Genomic DNA, 16,448 nt, shown 5'->3' with positions numbered 1-16,448 from the left:
ATATCAAATCTCCAAAAAATTCTTAAAAATCCTTTCGCCCACATCGCCACTAATCTCTGAGTGAAACTGTGCCGCAAAGAAATTTTCTCGCTGCAACATTGCCGAATATTCAAGAATATAATCAGTTTTTGCCACTGTAAACTCACAAAGTGGAGCATAATACCCATGATTATAATAAACATACTCACTTTCTCGCAAACCCTTACATAAAAGATTACTCCATGTTTTAGGCTCTCCATCGGGGGGGGCAATTTCATTCCAACCCGTCTGAGGAACTTTAAAACCCTTCACTCTCGGAAATTTCAAGATTGGCACATCAAAAACACCCAAACATTCGGTATTATTTTCTTCCGAAGATTTGCAAAGCAATTGCATACCTACGCAAGTGCCTAAAAATGGCTGTTTTAAAGTCGGAATAATTTTGTCTAAACCATTTTCACGCAGACTTCGCATGGCTGTAGAAGCTTCACCGACGCCTGGAAAAATGATTCGCTCGGCCGAACGAATGACTTCAGGGTCGTCCGATAGTTCGTAACTTGCACCGATGCGTTCGAGGGCATACATAACTGACTGTACATTGCCTGCGTTATATTTGATGATGATGACTTTCAAAATCTAATGAGTGAATGAGTGATTTGTGAATGAGTGAATGAAATCTTCAATCACTTCTTTTACAAAAATAGGCTTCTGATTAGATAAATTGCAGTTTTTGTTAAAAAAGTAATACTTTATCTTGTTTTTATTTAAAAAATACCAAAAAAAACAAAAATATTCACTCATTCTATCATTCGCTCATTCATTCATTGTCTATCTTGCACAAAAATTTCACGGACTCCCCAAAAATGAACTGGCAAACGCTTTTCTCAAATAAACGACTTGGTGCCGAACACCGCAATGCTATTGAAAATTTCCGAACTGATTATATGCGAGACTATGACCGACTGATTTTTTCATCGCAGTTTCGTCGTTTGCAGAATAAAACACAAGTTTTTCCGTTGCCAGGGGCAGTTTTTGTACATAATCGCCTGACTCATAGCTTAGAAGTGGCGTCAGTTGGGCGTTCACTCGGCAAAGCCATTGGCGAAAAAATAGTTGAAAAATACAAAGACCAACTCAACGAAGAAGCCATTGAGTTTTACAAGTTTGAATTGTCGGCAGTTTGTATGACAGCTTGTATTGCCCATGATATCGGCAATCCCCCTTTTGGCCATTCGGGTGAAGAGGCAATCAGAACTTATTTCAGAGAGTTAGAAGGCGAAAAATTAGACATTTTAAAGCAAAATCTGACGGAAAATCAATTCAATGACTTTAAATATTTTGAGGGAAATGCTAATGCTTTTCGTATTCTCACCACGATTTTTAATCAAAGTAATCTTAATCTAACTTATACAACTTTAGCTTCTATAATTAAATATCCATCCGATTCGACTAATGGATTTAAAAAGAAAAGTTATATTTCTGCTAAGAAATCTGGTTTTTTTGATGCAGAAACTGAATTTTATAAACGCATAGCTAATGAGCTGAATATTAATGCTTTAAATGAAGAAGAGACAGTTTTTGCACGCCACCCTTTTGTGTTTTTGGTCGAAGCTGCTGATGATATTTGTTACCGCATCATTGACCTCGAAGATGCTCATCGATTAAATATTATTTCAATTCAAGAAGCCCGAGATTTACTCGAACCATTCTTTGAAAACCAAGAAGGGAAAAAGACAATCAAAGAGAAAGTTGATACCATCGAAGACGATAAACAAAAACTGTCATTTCTACGAGCAATGCTCATAGGTAAGTTAGTTGCTCAATGCTCAGATGCTTTCTTTAGATACGAAAACCAACTGCTAGATGGAACACTCAACAAGCCTTTAATTGACCTTTTAGATGAAAAAACAACTGCGTTGATTGAAAAAATAGACCAAATTTCTGTCAAAAAAATATATAATGATAAATCAGTTATCGAAATCGAAATCGCTGGTTATCATGTCATTGGTGGTTTGTTGAAAGAATTCGTTTCGGCAGTTTTACAGCCAAATTCACCTAAATCAAAAAAGTTATTACAACTCATTCCCAACCAATTTGGTATCAAGAAAGAAGAAAATGTTTATCAAAATATTCAATCGGTGGTCGATTTTATTTCAGGAATGACTGACCTTTTTGCTATTGATTTGTATCGCAAAATTACTGGAATTCAGATTCCACATTTGTAGAATTTATGCCCTATGCTATAAGCTCTATGCTTTTTATGATTTAGCCTAAAGCATACAGCCTATCGCTTACAGCCCCTTCAAAATTGCCTTGCGATGATGCAAGATATGGTAGTGCATAAAGTAATAAAATTCCCTGATAGTCAACATTTTAAGTACAGGATGTTTGATGCAATATTCATCTAATTCCGTTTCAGACCAATCATTCAAAAAATCAGCAAGCGTTTGATGATGTTTCAAAAAACTACTTAAAAGAACTTCTTTGGAAGGATTTTCTGGCATTTGTGGCACAAAACCACCACGAGCCGTCACGCCAGTTGCCAAAACTGTCAAATATCTATCAACCACACCATCATAAGAGAGTGTGGGACGGTCGATTTTTCCAAACTGTTGTTCGAGAAATGCTTTAGGCAAAGCCATTCCTTGATTTAGCCCTTTGACTGATTGTGTCAAATGCAATACGTTTTCAGCAATCGACCATTTTTCTCCAATCGGAGCAAAAAAATGGCTTTCTTCGATGCTTGCAACATCATTCATGATACTTTTGAAACTTTCTTCTAAAGTGGTTTTTAGTTCTTGTTTTGTCATATCTCTATTTTTTTGTACAGTTCTTACTCAGTTGTTTTTGTTAAAAAAATCATGAGGACGAACATTGAGGTTCGTCCCCTGACTGAATTACCTGTTAACGCACTATAAAATCATCTAATTTATGTAAGATTTTTACCCAAATAGTGTCTTTAAATTCACGCTTGAAAAAACCAAAATGTTCGATTTTTTTTGCCCCAAAATCAGTAGGAACTAATTTTTCAGAAGTTAATCCTTTGTTGGTTTTAAAATTTTGGAGTAGGAGTGGCACATTTTTTTCATTGGCAATTGGGTCGTCAGATGCCCAAAAATGAGCAATCGGAAAGCTCAATTCATGGTAATGCCCTTTAGGAACGGTTTTGCCAAAAAATTTCTCATCCCAAAAATAGTTTGGTACACTACACCAAGCTGCCCAGTCTGTTACAATGTTTCGAGGCAAGTCTTCCATAATTCCAAAACGCTTGGCAGCTACGTAGCCTTTCAAAAGAATACTGATTGGTGTAAAAACTTTGAAAAAGAAAAGTGTTTGTAAGCGATACCCCAAAAACATATTTTTCCAATAACCAGACCCTGACCCAACAGCCACTAAACCCTTGATTTTATGATAGTTAGGCATCAATCCGAAGTTCATTCCTCCTACGCTATGTCCAACAATAAGTTTGGGTAAATTAGGGTATTTTTCATCCAAAAACTCCATCACTGCTGGCATATCTTGGGTGCCATATTCTATATAATTATACCTACAATCTTTCATTGAAGCTGGTGCCGATTCGCAAGTACCACGATAATCGAATGTGCAAACAACATACTGATGCTCTACCAAAAACTTTGCAAAAGGTATATAAAATTCTTTTTTAGCACCCGTTCCAATATTTAATTGAACCACAGCTTTGGGATTTGGTGGCTCAAATAAAATGGCAGCTAATTCAACTTCGTCTTCACACTTAATTCTTAGTTTTTGCATAATTATATTATACCAAACGTTTGTTTTATATTAAAAACCCCAAAACCCTAATTCCTATCGCCTAAAACCTACTACCTAATTCAACTTCACCATTGTTCGAGCAAAAGCATCGTAGAGAAATTGTTTATCACTATATAATTTTGAAAACATCACCGCCCCTTCAAACTCCATGATGGTTTGTTGTGCCAGCCGAAGTGATAATTCTGGACTTTTACGTGTCTCAAAAATAGTTTGTAGAGCTTTTGTCCACCCATTCATAATGGCTCTCAAAACCTCATGAAATTCGGGTACAACTCCAACTGTTTCGAGCGTAGTGTTTCCTATTAGACAGCCTCCTTCTTTCTCTAAAAGTAGTCTTCCCATTTTTTTTAAGAGTTTTTCCATACGTTCTTCGGGAGTAAGGCTTTCGTCTTGTGCAATAGGAAAAATTCTTTCAGTCATATATTTATGTATAGAAAATAGCAAATCTTTCATCAACATTTCTTTACTTGGGAAGTGATAATAAAGGCTCCCTTTTAGCAGACCACATGCTTCGGCGAGGTCTTGCATTGAAGTATTATGATAGCCTTTCACTCGAAAGACATCCGATGATTTAAGTAATATTTCGTCTTTTGTTATTTTCTGAACAGCCATTGTATAGTCAGTCGACGGTAGTCTATAGAAGTATTATTGGGTCAAATATATAAATAGTTTTTTACTTACCAAACGATTGGTAGAATAAAATTATTTTCTTTAATCATTGAAAATGACCATCCATAACACCTATGAATGATTTAGAAAATCGTTCCACACATTTTGAAACCTTATTAGTGCTAAATCCGTTGTGTTTTCATTCAGTTTTTCTTAAAAATAACCTAAATACTATGAATCGAATTGTTGGATTTGCCTTGATGGCGGTCTTTTTTGTATTGATTGATTTTTATGTTTGGCAGGCAATAAAAGTCGTTATGCGTTCACTGAGTCTTTCAACTCAACGCATCATTGGTTTTGGATTTTGGGGTTTTACTGTTTTCTCCATCCTTTCCATTATCGCTATTTTTACTTATATGCCAATGTCGGCACCTGTTAAGGCAAGCTTTCGCACCTTTTTGATGGCAGGAATTTTCATTATTTATATTTCAAAAATTTTCTCGGTTTTAGTACTTATTATTGATGATTTGATTCGTCTTGGTAAATGGGTTATTTCTTATTTCCAAGGCGATAATACTGTACAGCAAGTTGTTACGGAAAATATACCTGTGGCTGCTGAAAAAATCAGTCGTTCAGAGTTTTTAGCAAAAACAGCTTTGGCTGTGGGTGGTTTACACGCTGGAGGAATGGCTTGGGGAATTTTGTCGGGAGCCCATGATTATCGAGTACGAAACGTCACGCTTCGTTTGAAAAATCTACCTAAGCAATTTGATGGAATGAAGATTGCACAATTGTCAGATATTCATTCGGGAAGCTTTTTTAATAAAACGGCTGTAAAAGGCGGTGTAGAAATGTTGATGAAGGAAAAACCTGATGTGTTTTTCTTTACTGGTGATTTGGTTAACAATATTGCTCCAGAAGTAAAAGATTATATTGATATTTTCTCGAAAATCAAAGCTCCATTGGGGACTTTTTCAACTTTAGGAAACCATGATTATGGTGATTATACACAATGGGAATCGCCCGAAAAAAAGGTGCAAAATCTAAAAGATTTGATGAACGCCCATAAAACGATGGGTTGGGATTTATTGTTGGACGAGCATCGTGCCTTGAAAGTTGATGGTGAAAGTATTGGAATTTTGGGTATTCAAAACTGGGGAGCAGGTGGTTTTTCTAAGCACGGAGATTTGGCTAAAGCTCATCAAAATACACAAGATTTGCCTGTAAAATTATTGCTTTCGCACGACCCAAGTCATTGGAGAGCCCAAGTGGTTTCACCAAAATATAAAGATATTGACGTTGCTTTTGCGGGACATACCCACGGAATGCAATATGGTGTTGAATTAGGTAGTTTCAAGTGGTCGCCTGTGCAGTTACGTTACAAAGAATGGGCTGGGCTTTATGAAGAAGGCGATCAAAAGCTTTATGTTAATCGTGGTTTTGGTTATATTGGTTATCCAGGGCGTTTGGGTATTTTGCCAGAAATTACGATTTTTGAATTGAAAGTAGGTTGAGTTAATAAGTTTATTATCAAGGATTTAAGCGTGCCACACTTTCGAAGTGTGGCACGCTTTTGTTTTATATGTAGCATCTTTTTGAATGAAAATACTTATATTCACACATCTATCATTCAACTATAAAATTATGTACTTCAACGACGAACATATACTTTTCCGTGAAACGGTGCGACAATTTATTGCAAAAGAAGTCATACCCAATGCCAATACTTGGGAAGCCGAACGTCATATTCCAAAAGAAATTTTAAAAAAAATGGGAGATATGGGCTATTTGGGCTTACTTTTTCCTGAAGAATATGGTGGAAGCAAAGCAGATTTTTGGTTTTCGGTGGTTTTTTTAGAAGAAATTGCTCGTAGCTATATGGGTGGTTTTAGTACTATGATAAGTGTGCATACTTACATGGCAATCAACCATATTTTTAAGGCAGGAAGTGAAGAGTTGAAGCAAAAATATTTAATTCCTGCCATTGCAGGTGAGAAATTAGCCGCATTGGGCATTACCGAACCTGATGCTGGTTCTGACGTAGCAGCTATTCGTACTACTGCTCGAAAAGAAGGTGATGAGTTTGTAATCAATGGTTCAAAAACGTTTATTTCTAATGGTTTTTATGGTGATTTTATTACACTTGCTTGTAAAACTGAGACCCCAGTGGATACTGCCTCTGCTGGAGTGGCAGGAATCAGCTTAATAGTAGTAGATTTAGATGCCGAAGGGGTGACAAAAACCAAGCTAAATAAGATGGGTTGGCATAGCTCTGATACTGCCGAAATCAAATTTGATGAAGTGCGAGTGCCTGTCAGTAATTTGATTGGTTACGAAAATGGTGGATTTTATTATTTAATGGAAAGTTTGCAAATCGAACGTTTAGTGGCGGCCGTCATGGCAGTTGCTGGTGCAGAATTAGCTTTGGAAGAAACGCTTAAATATTTACATGAAAGAGAAGCATTTGGAAAAAAAATAGCAAAATTTCAAGCAATTCGTCATAAAATAGCTGAAATTGCTACTGAAATTGAAATGTCAAAACATTTTGTTTATAACACTTGCCAAATGTTTTCGGAAGGTAAAGTAGTTGTGAAAGAATGTTCGATGGCAAAACTTTATACTGCCGAATTGGCTAAGCGAGTTACTGACACTTGCTTACAATTTTTTGGAGGCTATGGGTTCATTGAAGATTATCCAATTTGTAGAATGTATCGTGATGTACGAGTTGGCACAATTGCAGGAGGCACTTCTGAAATTATGAAAGAAATTATTGCCAAAATAGTAATTGATGAAGTGAAATATTCGAAAGTTTATTGAACTAAAAATGTAAAATGGATAATTGAAAATGCTGATAATCAAACATTTATCATTATCCATTTTACATTAATCATTATTTTCTCAAATCCAACCCCCTGCACGATACTCACGTTTGACGAAAGCATTGGCTTCATCAAAATTGGTGATTTTCATATTTGCACCATCCCATAAAAGTTTTTTTCTTCCGATAAATTTATTTTTTGCATCACGAAGTAAGAACGAACGAACTGCCAAATTTCCCATCAAAACTGTCTCGGTCAAAGGGCCAGATTGGTCAAAAGAAGAGCTCGTATAAGTACCAAAACCTGCTTTACAAGCTTTTATCCATTGTTGTTGATGTCCATTGGTGTCTCCATCAACCAATGCACGTTTGGGGTCGGGGAATTTGACATCTTGTAGTTTTCCGTTGGCAAAAAGCTTTGGATTATTACCAAAAAGCTCGCAAGCTAAAATTCCTTTTGTGCCAATAAACATGACTCCTCCATCAATATTAGCAAAAACCTTTTCGTAATCGCAGCCTTCGGGAAGTCTCGGACGAATACCACCATCGTACCATGAAAGACTGATTTCTTTATAGTTTTTGCTTGTAGGATTCGGAAATTTAAGGTGGATTGCCGATGAGGGTGGACAACTATCGTCAAAAAATGCTTCCTTGAAAAAATCGGCATAAACTTGTCCGACAGAGCATTCGACCGAAGTTGGATAACCTAATTTGAGTGTACGAAAAGGCACGTCAATAAAGTGACAACCCATATCGCCCAAAGCCCCTGTGCCAAAGTCCCAATAACCACGCCAGCGGAAAGGCATATATGCTTCATGGTAGTCACGTGCAGGAGCAGTTCCGAGCCATAAATTCCAATCAACTTCACTTGGAATGGGTTGTTTTTCGCCCTTATCTTTTGGAGATTGTACACCTTGTGGCCAAACTGGTCGATTAGTCCAAACTTCTACCGTATGTACTTCGCCAATCATGCCACTTTGGACAATTGCTTCAGTAACTCTCGTACCTTTTCCGCTACTGCCTTGATTGCCCATTTGTGTCACAACTTTGTATTTTGCCGCCCCTTCGGTCATTTGGCGTGCTTCCCAAATATCGTGTGTGAGTGGCTTTTCACAATATACGTGCTTACCAAGTTGCATGGCCGACATGGCAATTGGGTAATGCATGTGGTCAGGCGTTGTGACGATTACTGCATCAATATTTTTAGCTTCCGATTCCAACATTTTTCGATAATCTTTGAAATATGGAGCATTAGGGAATTTTGTACGGAATTTTGCCGACATTCTGTCATCAACATCGCACAATGCCACGATATTATCAGAGCCATTATTATAGGCTTGTGGAATATTAAAATCCGCTTTTCCACCACAGCCTACGGCAGCAATATTGAGTTTATCGCTAGGTGCTACGAAACCTTTGCCTAATACATGGCGAGGAACAATTATAAAACCTGCGGAGGCCAATACACTACTTTTTAAAAATTGACGACGGGAAGCTTGTTCGTTTTTGTCGTTAGCGTTGTTCATGTTGAATAGATTGTAAGATGAGATTGAATTTTTACGAAATGTAGAAAATTTTTGGGGAGGAAAAAAGATACAATTAGTGAATGTTACTTTTGAAACTATTATTTTGTAGTTTAAGTCTTAGTTTATACATTTGCTGTAACGTTACGCTACACTTAAAAGGCAAATAAATGTTTGAGAGTTTTCAAGGAATAAAGATTTATGTGTATGATTTTGACCATAATCCACCACATTTCCATGCTATTAGTGCTGAGTATGAAGTGCTGATAGATATTAGAGATTTGTCAGTTTTGAGAGGAGAAATGCCTTCTAATAAACTTAAACAGATTATCAAATGGGCAAAATTAAACCAACAGTATCTTTTAGAAGAGTTTGAAACATTAAACCCAAAATTACGAAAATGAGAAATCCAAGAATATTAAAAATACTCAGTATTGAGCCATTCAAAATAGAAACACTTTGGACAAATGGCGATGTGCGTTTGATTGATTTTGTAAATAAATTAGCCTCTTTTTCTGAAAATGAAAGATATAAGCCATTGCTTGATTTTGAGGTATTTTCAAAAGTGGAAGTGGGTGAAGGAGATACTTTATGTTGGCAAAACATACAATATAAAACAGCAAAAGGCAAGCTAAGTCCATTAGCTTTCGACCCAGATGTATTATTTGAAGAAAGCCAATTATTAGCACCAAACCCGATTATAGAAATTGATACAAATCACGAATTTACGCAAGCAGAATATGCTCGCCGTAACGGAATAAACCCAGCAAAAGTACGCACATGGGTAAGGCGTGGACGACTAAAAAGCCGCTATGTACCGCATTTGGATATTACTTTGGTGGTGGTGTAAGTTAGTTTATTATATGAATCACCTTATATGTTTAATGATGAGAAACCGTCAGAAAAATACCTTTAAATATAATATTTCGTACTTACGGCATGAGGATTTTTGGGATTTGCTTTTCTACCGATATAAAATCCCTACCGGATAGATTTTTTGCTTTTTAAATTTTGTCCACAAAAAAGGCGTAATTCCCTCAGAAATTACGCCTTTTTTATTTTTATGACAATTTAGAAAATTGTGCTACTATGCTGTCTGTTTTTCTAAATTAAATAAATCATTCAAAACATCAATCAAAGTTTCGGCTTCGCCACGTTTACAAGCAGCTTTTAACTGAATCACTGGCAATTTGATGATTTTTTGCATCATACTTGCTGTAATTTTCTCCATTTTCTCTACCTCTTCTTCCGACAATTCTTTCACAAAACGAGCCATTTCTTCTTTTCTGATTTGTTCCAAAGCCCCTTTCAATTTCTGAATCGTTGGCGAAACAATCATTTCTTGCGACCAATTATTAAACTCTCCGATGGCATCGCTAATGAGGTGTAAAACCTGTGGAATTGCTTCCATACGACGTTGAAGTGCTTCGTTGGCACGGCGTTGAATTTCATCAAGGTTATACGCTACAATTCCTGCAACTTCTTCAATATCAGTTGCTATACTATTCGGAACTGAAAGGTCGATGAGGTATTTTACTGCAAGCGTTTTATCTTTTAAAGTTTCTTTTGTAATGATAGGCTCTTCGCAGCGTACAGACGAAATGATGATGTCAGCATTCAAAATATTTTGATTAACTAATTGATAATCAGCCACTTCAAAATTTAATTCATTTGCTAGTTTTTCGGCTTTTTCTAATGTACGATTGGTAATTGTAATATTTTTGTAACCTTTATCGGCTAAAGTTCTACAAACATCTTCTCCAATTTCTCCTAAACCAACCACCAAAATCTTTGGATTATTGAGCATCGGTAAAAAGCTTTCCATTACCTCAACAGTTGCATACGAAGTTGATGCAGCCCCGTCACGGAATGAAGTTTCTTGAACGATCTTTTTATTTGTGAAGAAAATAGTGTGCAATAAACGGTGCAAGAATGGTCCAGCCATGTGAACATCGGCCGACCATTGATAAGCGTGCTTTACTTGGTTGGGAATTTGCAAATCGCCCACCACTTGAGAATGTAAGCCCATGGCTACTTCAAACAAATAGCGAACCGCCTCATTATGTTCAGAAATTATATCAAAATATGGAAGGATTTCGTTAGAACTAAGTACCTTTTGACTGGCAAGTAAGCGAATGATGCTTTCGCCTAAATCATTTTCTGAACAATAATATATTTCTGTACGATTGCAAGTAGAAAGCACAAGCACTTCCGAAACATCGTAAGTTTCTCGAATTTTAAGCATTAAGGCTTTAGATTCATCTTCGTTTAGTGCAATTTGACCTCTTATTTGGAGAGAGGCTTTTTTATGCGAAATCGTGAGTGCTTTAAATAATCCGTGCATTGTTTCTTAAATAGTTTGCAAATTTACAGTCAGAATACTAAATATTGATATGATTTTGATCAGTTTTTATAATTTAGAATAATTCTAAATAAATTTATGATTTATTTAGGTTTCATCTAAAAAAAATACAAAATTTGATGAGCGTTTAATTAGTCATTTTCGTTTAATTAATATTATTTGACTGATAGTACTTAACGCAAATCTATAGGTTTCAATATGTCATTATCAAACTAAAGGGTTAAACAGCAACCTTTTGGGGTGTCTGACAAGGCAAAGGGTTGTTTGATAAATTTCGGAGACAATGACCCATTATTTCTTTCAAAACTCGGTGATATGTACGACTATTTTGATTAGATGGTTTGGTATAAATGTAAGCAATGTAGCAAACCAAAGTAATTTAGAATGATTCTAAAATAAGAAGACGTTAATATTGAAATCTAAAACCTCATCAGAATACATTAAGGATAACCCAAATATTAAATTTTATGGCACGACGAGAAGTTTTTGCAAATATTTATGAACAAGTCACTGGTTGGCGATTTGCAGTTATTGCTTTTTTGATGATTATTGGCATTGGGGTTTTGTATTATTTCAATCAATTGGGCAGGCAAGTAGAAGAGCGTGAAAAAAAATATGTACTTTTATATGCAGCGGGTATTAAGTTTTTTGTTGAAAAAAGTGTAGAAAGTACCTGTGATTATACATTCGTACAGGAAGTTTTAGAGGCAAACGAAACAGTTCCTTCGATTTTGGTTCAGAATGGAGTGCCTATTAGTAATGTTAATATTACTGAATTAGAAGATACCACTCGTCAATGGAAACCAAAAGATAAAGAGATGATTTTATACTCTAAAATTGCTGAAATGTCAGAAGAACACCCTCCGATAGAGCTTTTTATTGGTAAAGATAAAGTTTCTTTGTATTATAGTAACTCATTGTTAGCCAAGCAATTACGTTATTTTCCTTATGTTCTGCTAGGTATTTTTCTAATCTTCGGTTCATTGGCTTTTATCGCTTACAGCTCGTCACGCAAAGCGGAGCAAAATCGAGTTTGGGTTGGTTTAGCAAAAGAAACCGCTCACCAATTAGGCACACCGATTTCTGCACTGATGGCTTGGGTAGAGGTGCTGCGTTCAAATCCAGAATTTGATGCAAGTATTGGTGACGAAATGGAAAAAGATGTAAAACGCCTTGAAACCATCACGACTCGTTTTTCAAACATTGGTTCGATTCCACAAATGAGTGAAGAAACAATTGCACCATTGGTAGAGCAAACTTTAACTTATTTAGGAAGAAGAATTTCAACTAAAGTAAAGGTACATTTTGAGAGTCAATTGCCTGATAATCTGAAAGTTAAGTTAAATACACATTTGTTTGAATGGGTCATCGAAAACCTTTGCAAAAATGCGGTAGATGCCATGGGAGGTATTGGTGAACTATTTGTAAAACTCACGCCAATAGGGAAAAACAATATTGCGATTGATATTACTGACACAGGAAAAGGGATCTCAAAAAATAATCTTCGCAAAGTTTTCAGACCAGGTTTTAGTACAAAAAAACGTGGTTGGGGACTTGGTTTGACACTTGCCAAACGCATCATCGAAAATTATCACGATGGGAAATTATTTGTGAAAGAAACCCAAGTTGATAAAGGAACTACTTTTAGAATTGTGCTGGAAACAGCATAAAAAGACCTATTTTTCTTTTAAAAACAAAACCACTTCTTTGGCAAAAGCCTCAGATTGTGAAGTATTTCCATGATTACCTGGAACGGTTTTTAAGGTTGATTTTGGCAATAATTTTGCTAATTCGGCTGAATTTCCATTGTCAAGGTCTTGGTCGCCCGCAATTACCAAAACAGGTTTCCTTACTTTTGCCAGTTGTGCTGGTGTGGTTGCAGGTTGTACTTTTTGTAGAAAACCCATTACCAAAGTGTCAACGCCATTTCTTTTGGCACTTTCAATTGCTCCTTTGGTTTCAGGATAAAGATGGGCTTTTCCCGAAAATGCTTCGGCAAACATTTTTCGTCTTTCCCAATTGGGGTCGGTGAAATCTGCTCCAACGCCACCAATTACTGTTTTATGAAGGTGTTTGTCTAAAATGAGTTGTCGTGCGGTAAGAATTGCTCCTCTTGAATAACCAACGACATCATATTTCTTGAAACCTAAATGCTTCATCAAAGCCATTACGTCTTTTATTTCGGCATTATTTTCATAAGCTTCAAGCGAATGTGGTTTGTCTGAAAGGCCATTTCCACGTAAATCAAGCGTAATAACGGTAAAACCTTCTTTCACCAATGCGGGAATCAAAGCTCCTCGTTTCCAAGAATTGCTATTACTCATAAAACCATGTACCAGCACCACAGGAAACCCTTCACCTTTGATGTCATAATGAATTTTTGTTCCGTCAAAAGATGTAAATAAAGGCTCTCTTTCACTTTGTGCAAAAGCTATATGTGAGAGAAATAGTAAGCAAAAAAGCTTTCTCATGAATGTTGAAATGTTGTACCTCAGTAGATTAGTCAAATCTACTGAGGTAGTTTTTATATGAATTATTTCTTTCTTGTATCTAAACCATAGCCTTTTAGAATTCCACGAGCCAAGGCTGTTTTATGTACTTCGTCGGCTCCGTCATAAATTCTGGCAGCACGTTCGTGTGAGTACCATTGAGACAGTAAAATATCATTGGTCATCCCCAAAGCTCCGTGTGTCTGAATTGCTCGGTCAATCACTCGCAACATCATATTTGCTGTAAAAAACTTAATCATTGAGATTTCATCACGAACAGCAGCAGCACCTTGTTCGTCAATATTCTTGGCTGTTCGTAGCACCAAAAGCCTTGCTGAATCGATTTCTGCTCTACTTTCAGCAATAAAACCTTGAATAAATTGTTTTTCACCCAGCATGACACCTGCCTCCATTTTCCTTGAAGCAGCATAACGACACATCAAATCGAAACTTCGCTCGGCAATGCCAATAAATCGCATACAGTGATGAATTCTACCTGGGCCGAGGCGTTCTTGTGCCAACAAAAAACCAGAACCTTCTACACCAATAAGATTGGCTTGTGGCACTCTTACATTTTCGTACATTACTTCTGCATGACTTGCCCAACTATCGCCAGCATGCCCCATAATAGGGATATTTCTGATAAATTTAAAGCCAGGTGTATCGAGCGGAACAATGATTTGACTTGCACGTTTGTGTGGTGCTGCATCTGGATTTGTAACTGCCATCACGACCGCAAAAGCTGCACCATCGGCCGAAGATGTAAACCATTTATGACCATTAATGATATAGTCATCACCATCTTTCACAGCGGTTGTACCCATCATGGTTGGATTTGAACCTGCAAATTCAGGTTCGGTCATTGAGAAACAACTCCGAATTTCTCCATTCATCAAAGGTTTTAAATACCTGTCTTTGAGGTGTTTAGGAGCATATTTGTGCATTAACTCGGTATTTCCAATATCGGGAGCTTGAGTATTAAAAACATAATGCCCGAAGGGCGAACTCGCCAAAATTTCACTAATTTGACCAAATTCGCAGAGGGTTAGTCCAAGTCCACCATCTTCTTCGGGTAAATGTAAACCCCAAAGCCCTGCTTTTTTTACCAAATCTCGTTTTTGGTTCAAAACAGGCTCTACATAAGAAAAATTATGCAGAAGGTTTTCTGGCGTTTCGAGTGGATATAATTCACTTTCTACAAATGCTTTAATTTTAGGTAATAGGTTTTTGAGTTTTTCAGTAACAAATAGACTTTCCATCACAGTTTTTTTTTGTTGATTCCATAAATATTCTCATAAAGTTAGTTTTCCTATCTTAATAGCACAATGATTTAAGGTTTTTCTTAAAAAATAGTTTAATTTTGGTTTTTTTTAAGTGCATAAAAGTCTAATATTTTACAGAAATGGGCTGCCAAAAACCATTTCTCATCATCCATTGCTCATTAACTGAATGACTCAACGCCTATTCTTTATTTGTTTTTTATTCTTACAAACTGCTTATTATCAGTGTTTTGCTGATGATTTTGTACTTGTGCATGACATTAAAATAGAAGGGAATACCCGTACAAAAGATAAAATTATTTTTCGAGAAATGCTTGTTAAGGTAGGAGATACATTACAAAAAGCTAAACTCAAAGAAATTTTAGAATCTGACCGTCAGAAAATCACGAATACCTATTTGTTTATTACAGTCAAAGTTACTTATCAAGAGATTGATAATCAGCAGGTTGACATAACTGTAGAGGTTAAAGAACGCCTTTATTTGGTAATATTGCCCGTATTTTATTTAGCAGATAGAAACTTTAATGAATGGTGGTATGAGCGAAACCATGATTTACGAAGAACCATTTATGGTATTTATGCTAAACATGCTAATTTAACAGGTAATAATGACCAACTTCGAATTCGTGCAGAAATTGGCTTTATACCCAATTTTGAGATTTCATATAGCAGTCCATATTTAGATAAGAAACTGACAACCACTCTTTTAGGGGGGATTTTTTATGGAATTAACAAGACAATGGTTTATCGCACTTGGCAAGATAAATTTCAGTTTTTGGAAAGCGAACAGCAGCAGCGACAAAGACTTAGTTTTTATACTGTTTTGTCTCGCCGTACAGGTTTTTATCAAAATCAATCTTTGCAACTAAGTTACAGCCAAACCCAAATTGCCGATACCATTGCCCGATTGAATCCTAATTATCTTTTAGATGGCAGAACCAAACAAAAGTTTTTTTTAATAAACTATTCTTATATTTTTGATAGACGAGACAATCGACAATATGCCTTAAAAGGCTATAGAAGTAGTTTTGAAATAACAAAATATGGACTTTTTGCTTCAGATAATATTAATCAATTAAGTATTAGTGGAACTTACAGTAAATATGTGCCAATCGGAGGGAAATTTTATGCAAATTATAGCTTTCGTGGGAAAGTATCATTTCCTCAAAAGCAACCTTTTTTGCAAACCGCAGGTTTAGGTTATAGAAGCGACTTGGTGCGGGGCTATGAACTTTATGTGATTGATGGGCAGAGCTATGCTTTAGCTAAAACTAATTTAAAATATCAACTCATTGATCGTGTGTTTGACCTCAGTAAGTTTCTTAAAATCAAGCAATTTAATACATTACCCGTAGCTGCTTACCTCAATTCTTTTATAGATGTAGGTTATACAAAAAATAATTTTCCTTTACTTAATAATACTAAATTAGCAAATAAAAGGTTAGTAGGAGGAGGTTTGGGCTTAGATGTCATTACATGGTATAATGTTGTAGGGCGACTTAATTACTCCATTAATGGTTTAGGCGAAAAACGCTTATTTTTCAATGTAGCTCGTGAATTTTGAAGAATAATGATAATAAAGCTCAATGCACGATT

General features: G+C 36.1%; 15 protein-coding genes. 7 read left to right on the top strand and 8 right to left on the bottom strand.

The genetic code is table 11. The features are described from left to right. Nucleotides 1-3 precede the first annotated feature (3 nt). Nucleotides 4-612: an imidazole glycerol phosphate synthase subunit HisH gene (gene hisH / locus ACQUQZ_RS21950; RefSeq protein WP_435357238.1), complete on the bottom strand. Its 609-nt coding sequence runs from the start codon at nucleotides 610-612 to the stop codon at nucleotides 4-6. 230 nt (nucleotides 613-842) lie between these two features. Here hisH and ACQUQZ_RS21945 point away from each other — a divergent pair, with 230 nt between their 5' ends. Further along, nucleotides 843-2,204 (top strand): deoxyguanosinetriphosphate triphosphohydrolase, encoded by a 1,362-nt coding sequence (locus tag ACQUQZ_RS21945; RefSeq protein WP_435357237.1) that lies wholly within the window; start codon nucleotides 843-845, stop codon nucleotides 2,202-2,204. A 66-nt stretch (nucleotides 2,205-2,270) separates the two neighbouring features. On the opposite strand, the gene ACQUQZ_RS21940 is transcribed toward ACQUQZ_RS21945, so the two are convergent. The 3 genes from ACQUQZ_RS21940 to ACQUQZ_RS21930 all read right to left on the bottom strand — a co-directional run bounded on the left by ACQUQZ_RS21940 (nucleotide 2,271) and on the right by ACQUQZ_RS21930 (nucleotide 4,383). Then, nucleotides 2,271-2,789, bottom strand: coding sequence for a DinB family protein (locus ACQUQZ_RS21940; protein WP_435357236.1), 519 nt, complete (start codon nucleotides 2,787-2,789; stop codon nucleotides 2,271-2,273). Between the two features lie 94 nt (nucleotides 2,790-2,883). Further along, complete coding sequence (locus ACQUQZ_RS21935) at nucleotides 2,884-3,750, bottom strand: alpha/beta hydrolase family protein (RefSeq protein ID WP_435357235.1); 867 nt, start codon at nucleotides 3,748-3,750, stop codon at nucleotides 2,884-2,886. Nucleotides 3,751-3,825: 75 nt separating this feature from the next. Next, the gene (locus ACQUQZ_RS21930) at nucleotides 3,826-4,383 is read right to left on the bottom strand and encodes a TetR/AcrR family transcriptional regulator (RefSeq protein ID WP_435357234.1); all 558 of its coding nucleotides are present in this window, start codon (nucleotides 4,381-4,383) and stop codon (nucleotides 3,826-3,828) included. 230 nt (nucleotides 4,384-4,613) lie between these two features. On the opposite strand from ACQUQZ_RS21930, the gene ACQUQZ_RS21925 reads away from it, so the two are divergent. Together ACQUQZ_RS21925 and ACQUQZ_RS21920 are read left to right on the top strand one after the other, a co-directional pair. Further along, complete coding sequence (locus ACQUQZ_RS21925) at nucleotides 4,614-5,894, top strand: metallophosphoesterase (RefSeq protein WP_435357233.1); 1,281 nt, start codon at nucleotides 4,614-4,616, stop codon at nucleotides 5,892-5,894. Nucleotides 5,895-6,024: 130 nt separating this feature from the next. Continuing rightward, on the top strand, nucleotides 6,025-7,197 hold the full coding sequence (locus ACQUQZ_RS21920; RefSeq protein ID WP_435357232.1) for an acyl-CoA dehydrogenase family protein: 1,173 nt from the start codon (nucleotides 6,025-6,027) through the stop codon (nucleotides 7,195-7,197). An 81-nt stretch (nucleotides 7,198-7,278) separates the two neighbouring features. On the opposite strand, the gene ACQUQZ_RS21915 is transcribed toward ACQUQZ_RS21920, so the two are convergent. Next, nucleotides 7,279-8,724 carry a Gfo/Idh/MocA family protein gene (locus ACQUQZ_RS21915; RefSeq protein WP_435357231.1) on the bottom strand — a complete coding sequence of 482 codons (1,446 nt, stop codon included), beginning with the start codon at nucleotides 8,722-8,724 and terminating at the stop codon, nucleotides 7,279-7,281. 167 nt (nucleotides 8,725-8,891) lie between these two features. Between ACQUQZ_RS21915 and ACQUQZ_RS21910 the strand changes: the two genes are divergently transcribed. Together ACQUQZ_RS21910 and ACQUQZ_RS21905 are read left to right on the top strand one after the other, a co-directional pair. Further along, a complete protein-coding gene (locus ACQUQZ_RS21910) occupies nucleotides 8,892-9,125 on the top strand; it encodes a DUF4160 domain-containing protein (protein WP_394990315.1) in 234 nt (77 codons plus the stop codon). Beyond that, nucleotides 9,122-9,571, top strand: a complete 450-nt coding sequence (locus ACQUQZ_RS21905) for a hypothetical protein (RefSeq protein WP_435357230.1) — start codon at nucleotides 9,122-9,124, stop codon at nucleotides 9,569-9,571. The genes ACQUQZ_RS21910 and ACQUQZ_RS21905 overlap by 4 nt, the downstream gene beginning before the upstream one ends. A gap of 237 nt (nucleotides 9,572-9,808) precedes the next feature. On the opposite strand, the gene hemA is transcribed toward ACQUQZ_RS21905, so the two are convergent. After that, the gene (gene hemA, locus ACQUQZ_RS21900) at nucleotides 9,809-11,065 is read right to left on the bottom strand and encodes a glutamyl-tRNA reductase (RefSeq protein WP_435357229.1); all 1,257 of its coding nucleotides are present in this window, start codon (nucleotides 11,063-11,065) and stop codon (nucleotides 9,809-9,811) included. Nucleotides 11,066-11,550: 485 nt separating this feature from the next. Here hemA and ACQUQZ_RS21895 point away from each other — a divergent pair, with 485 nt between their 5' ends. After that, nucleotides 11,551-12,753 (top strand): ATP-binding protein, encoded by a 1,203-nt coding sequence (locus ACQUQZ_RS21895; protein WP_435357228.1) that lies wholly within the window; start codon nucleotides 11,551-11,553, stop codon nucleotides 12,751-12,753. Between the two features lie 6 nt (nucleotides 12,754-12,759). Here ACQUQZ_RS21895 and ACQUQZ_RS21890 read toward each other — a convergent pair whose 3' ends face one another. Both ACQUQZ_RS21890 and ACQUQZ_RS21885 read right to left on the bottom strand, forming a co-directional pair. Beyond that, nucleotides 12,760-13,554, bottom strand: coding sequence for an alpha/beta fold hydrolase (locus tag ACQUQZ_RS21890; RefSeq protein ID WP_435357227.1), 795 nt, complete (start codon nucleotides 13,552-13,554; stop codon nucleotides 12,760-12,762). Nucleotides 13,555-13,616: 62 nt separating this feature from the next. Beyond that, complete coding sequence (locus ACQUQZ_RS21885; RefSeq protein ID WP_435357226.1) at nucleotides 13,617-14,831, bottom strand: acyl-CoA dehydrogenase family protein; 1,215 nt, start codon at nucleotides 14,829-14,831, stop codon at nucleotides 13,617-13,619. Nucleotides 14,832-15,021: 190 nt separating this feature from the next. Here ACQUQZ_RS21885 and ACQUQZ_RS21880 point away from each other — a divergent pair, with 190 nt between their 5' ends. Further along, the gene (locus ACQUQZ_RS21880; protein ID WP_435357225.1) at nucleotides 15,022-16,416 is read left to right on the top strand and encodes a BamA/TamA family outer membrane protein; all 1,395 of its coding nucleotides are present in this window, start codon (nucleotides 15,022-15,024) and stop codon (nucleotides 16,414-16,416) included. Nucleotides 16,417-16,448 lie beyond the last annotated feature (32 nt).

Source organism: Emticicia sp. SJ17W-69, from assembly GCF_051209875.1.
Lineage (GTDB): Bacteria > Bacteroidota > Bacteroidia > Cytophagales > Spirosomataceae > Emticicia.
The sequence above is the reverse complement of the archived record's forward strand: the minus strand, read 5'-3'. Positions and strand labels throughout refer to the sequence as shown.

Bases quoted from the DNA above. Each gene is read 5' to 3' on its own strand.
- ACQUQZ_RS21945 (WP_435357237.1), top strand. From the start codon at position 843: ATGAACTGGCAAACGCTTTTCTCAAATAAACGACTTGGTGCCGAACAC.
- ACQUQZ_RS21940 (WP_435357236.1), bottom strand. From the start codon at position 2,789: ATGACAAAACAAGAACTAAAAACCACTTTAGAAGAAAGTTTCAAAAGT.
- ACQUQZ_RS21935 (WP_435357235.1), bottom strand. From the start codon at position 3,750: ATGCAAAAACTAAGAATTAAGTGTGAAGACGAAGTTGAATTAGCTGCC.
- ACQUQZ_RS21930 (WP_435357234.1), bottom strand. From the start codon at position 4,383: ATGGCTGTTCAGAAAATAACAAAAGACGAAATATTACTTAAATCATCG.
- ACQUQZ_RS21925 (WP_435357233.1), top strand. From the start codon at position 4,614: ATGAATCGAATTGTTGGATTTGCCTTGATGGCGGTCTTTTTTGTATTG.
- ACQUQZ_RS21920 (WP_435357232.1), top strand. From the start codon at position 6,025: ATGTACTTCAACGACGAACATATACTTTTCCGTGAAACGGTGCGACAA.
- ACQUQZ_RS21915 (WP_435357231.1), bottom strand. From the start codon at position 8,724: ATGAACAACGCTAACGACAAAAACGAACAAGCTTCCCGTCGTCAATTT.
- ACQUQZ_RS21910 (WP_394990315.1), top strand. From the start codon at position 8,892: ATGTTTGAGAGTTTTCAAGGAATAAAGATTTATGTGTATGATTTTGAC.
- ACQUQZ_RS21905 (WP_435357230.1), top strand. From the start codon at position 9,122: ATGAGAAATCCAAGAATATTAAAAATACTCAGTATTGAGCCATTCAAA.
- hemA (WP_435357229.1), bottom strand. From the start codon at position 11,065: ATGCACGGATTATTTAAAGCACTCACGATTTCGCATAAAAAAGCCTCT.
- ACQUQZ_RS21895 (WP_435357228.1), top strand. From the start codon at position 11,551: ATGGCACGACGAGAAGTTTTTGCAAATATTTATGAACAAGTCACTGGT.
- ACQUQZ_RS21890 (WP_435357227.1), bottom strand. From the start codon at position 13,554: ATGAGAAAGCTTTTTTGCTTACTATTTCTCTCACATATAGCTTTTGCA.
- ACQUQZ_RS21885 (WP_435357226.1), bottom strand. From the start codon at position 14,831: ATGGAAAGTCTATTTGTTACTGAAAAACTCAAAAACCTATTACCTAAA.
- ACQUQZ_RS21880 (WP_435357225.1), top strand. From the start codon at position 15,022: ATGACTCAACGCCTATTCTTTATTTGTTTTTTATTCTTACAAACTGCT.